This is a genomic window from Streptomyces sp. NPDC086080, from assembly GCF_044540255.1.
Classification (GTDB): domain Bacteria; phylum Actinomycetota; class Actinomycetes; order Streptomycetales; family Streptomycetaceae; genus Streptomyces.
This window is the reverse complement of the sequence record NZ_JBITRU010000096.1, coordinates 1-2,228: the sequence shown is the minus strand read 5'-3', so window position 1 is coordinate 2,228 and position 2,228 is coordinate 1. Positions and strand designations below refer to the sequence as shown.

Sequence of the window (2,228 nt, the reverse complement as noted above, 5' to 3'; positions counted from 1 at the left end):
CTTCAGTCTTCACACACCGATGATCAGCGGTGGCTGTACCTGTCTCTCAGCCGACCCCACCGGCAAGATCACGATCTACGGCTGGAGTACTAAGCGCTGAGCCGGGTCCGCATCCTGGTGTGGTGCAGGGGCTGCTCAGCAGTTTCGTGGCCATGCCGATGTCGGTTCTTACTGGGGGTTCCTCCGCGGTCGGCCGAGTGCCGGCAGTTTTGTTTTGGGCCTTGGTTCTGACCGCTGAAGTGCGGCTCATCAAGCGCATGAACCTGACCAGCTCGGGCAGAGGTGCAACGCTTTCCGCCTACGACATGGAGGGCCTCACCGGGTACGCGGACGGGGACAGTGCCCGCATGGAGGACCGACGCTGCTGGCCGGTCGTGGCCCTGCTGACGGTCGCTGCCCAGTGCGCCGCGGTTATGCGGCGCTGGGAGGAAACCCAGCCGGACTGCCAGATCCCGCGCGTCTCCGTGCAGCCGATCGAGCGCGTCATCTGGAGAGCCCACCGCACCCGTCGCGCCAGAGCCAGACGACACAACGAACGGCAGTTCAAAGCCCATGCCGCCCTGGTGGTGGGCGCGCTGCGACAAGCCGAAGCACGACAGGACTCCAAGCCGGGCCCCGCTCTGGAGGACCTCACCGTGATGCTCCTGACCATCGCCGAACGCTACGCCGAGGGCCGTATTGACGACCTCCTCGACGCAGACCACCTCGCAGGCGTGACTCCGGCCGCACCGAGAGAGCGTCTGCGGGGGATCGTGGTGGGGCTCACGGTCGTCCTGGTGATGGCTGGCGCAGCGTTCCTCGGCCTGCCCGACGCAGCTCTCATCCCTCTGCTGCCGGTCGTGGTCATCTTCGTCGCGGTCGTAGTCAACCGCGGGCGGATGCCAACCGCGGGGCAGCTCACCGATCTGATCATCCCCCGATGAGGCGGAAGTTCTCGATGAGCAGCGCCCTGTCCTGAAGCCCGGCGGGGAGCTGATCCACGGTGCCTTCTTCAGAAGATCCATGAAGACCGTGGCCGGACCTCAGCCGATGAGTGAGCGGAGCACGGGGATGCTGACGCCGGCTGCGGTAAGACCAGCCAGGACAGCAGCGGCCACGGCACCGCCGCTGAGGAAGGTGAGCCCTCCGACGACCAGGCCGATGACGACCGCGATCAGAAGGACGACGGCCGTGTGGATCGTCAGGAACGGGGCCGGCCCTTGCGGCGTCGGCACGGGCGAACTCACTATTTCTCCCCATAGGTTGATGATGTGACGTCCGCTCGTAAGTGCCCGTCCGAGCCCCACCCCACGGCCTGATTTCCCAGCTCCGAGGGCCCCAAAAGAATCTTGGAAAAGTCCGTGGGGTGGCCGCGGGGGGCGCACTTACAAGGGGTCGTCTCGGCGCCGGCCGCGGCGGCCCGGGAGCTTGCGAGTGGGCTGGCGCGGTTGGTGGCGAGCCGTCCCCTTGCACAGCTAAAGGGGGCGGAGACGACAACCGGAAGGGGAGGGCATGCAGGGCGACGGCGCAGGTGAGGAGGTCGCGGCCGCGCGCGCCCGCAACCTACAACCTAACGACGGCCCGCACGACGCGCTGCGGCTGCTCGGTGCCCCGGTCACCCCGCAGGACGTGCGTGCCATGAACGGCCGCCAGGCCAAAACCGCCCGGCGGCTGCAAGAGAACATCGACCGCCGGCTGGCCGACGGACGCCTGGTGGCCCTGCTCGAACAGGACGGCTTCACCGGCCCGCGCTACGACCTGTTCGTGGAAGAACTCGTCCGCTACGGGATCTCTGTCCTGCGCGGCTGGATGCACTCCGGCTACATCTTCGACCTGGTCGCCCAGCGCGGCTTCAATCTCAACCCCCACGAACTCGATCTGGAGGACCTTGCCGCCGACAGCGACCTGCGCGAGGAACTGGCCACCATGACCATCGCCCGAGCCCTGCCGCGCTTCCGCCAGCAGGCCCTGGTCGATAAGGGATGGACCCCCGAAGGCGGAGCAAGCATCACCACCTACTTCATGGGGGCGTGCGCCTACGACTTCCCCAACGAGTTCCGCCGCCACAGGGCTAGCGAGGCCCGCCAGCACCGCGCCCTACGCCGGGAGAAGGAGCTCTACAGCCCACCCGCCAGCACACTCAGCCCGGATCCACGGGAGTGTCATGAATTAGGTGTGATCCTTCCCGAAGGAGTCATCTGATGAATGCGACGACAGGTCACCTGATCGAGGCCGTGGACCGCGTGTCG

Annotated in this window: 3 protein-coding genes; 2 read left to right on the top strand and 1 reads right to left on the bottom strand. The window is 67.0% G+C overall.

Annotation, left to right across the window (positions count from 1 at the left end):
- The first annotated feature begins 122 nt into the window (after positions 1–122).
- A complete protein-coding gene (locus ACIF9R_RS38185; RefSeq protein ID WP_399987710.1) occupies positions 123–923 on the top strand; it encodes a hypothetical protein in 801 nt (266 codons plus the stop codon).
- Positions 924–1,022: 99 nt separating this feature from the next.
- Here ACIF9R_RS38185 and ACIF9R_RS38180 read toward each other — a convergent pair whose 3' ends face one another.
- A complete protein-coding gene (locus ACIF9R_RS38180; protein ID WP_399987708.1) occupies positions 1,023–1,214 on the bottom strand; it encodes a hypothetical protein in 192 nt (63 codons plus the stop codon).
- A gap of 277 nt (positions 1,215–1,491) precedes the next feature.
- On the opposite strand from ACIF9R_RS38180, the gene ACIF9R_RS38175 reads away from it, so the two are divergent.
- The gene (locus tag ACIF9R_RS38175; protein ID WP_399987706.1) at positions 1,492–2,181 is read left to right on the top strand and encodes a hypothetical protein; all 690 of its coding nucleotides are present in this window, start codon (positions 1,492–1,494) and stop codon (positions 2,179–2,181) included.
- Positions 2,182–2,228: the final 47 nt, after the last annotated feature.

Bases quoted from the DNA above. Each gene is read 5' to 3' on its own strand.
- ACIF9R_RS38175 (WP_399987706.1), top strand. From the start codon at position 1,492: ATGCAGGGCGACGGCGCAGGTGAGGAGGTCGCGGCCGCGCGCGCCCGC.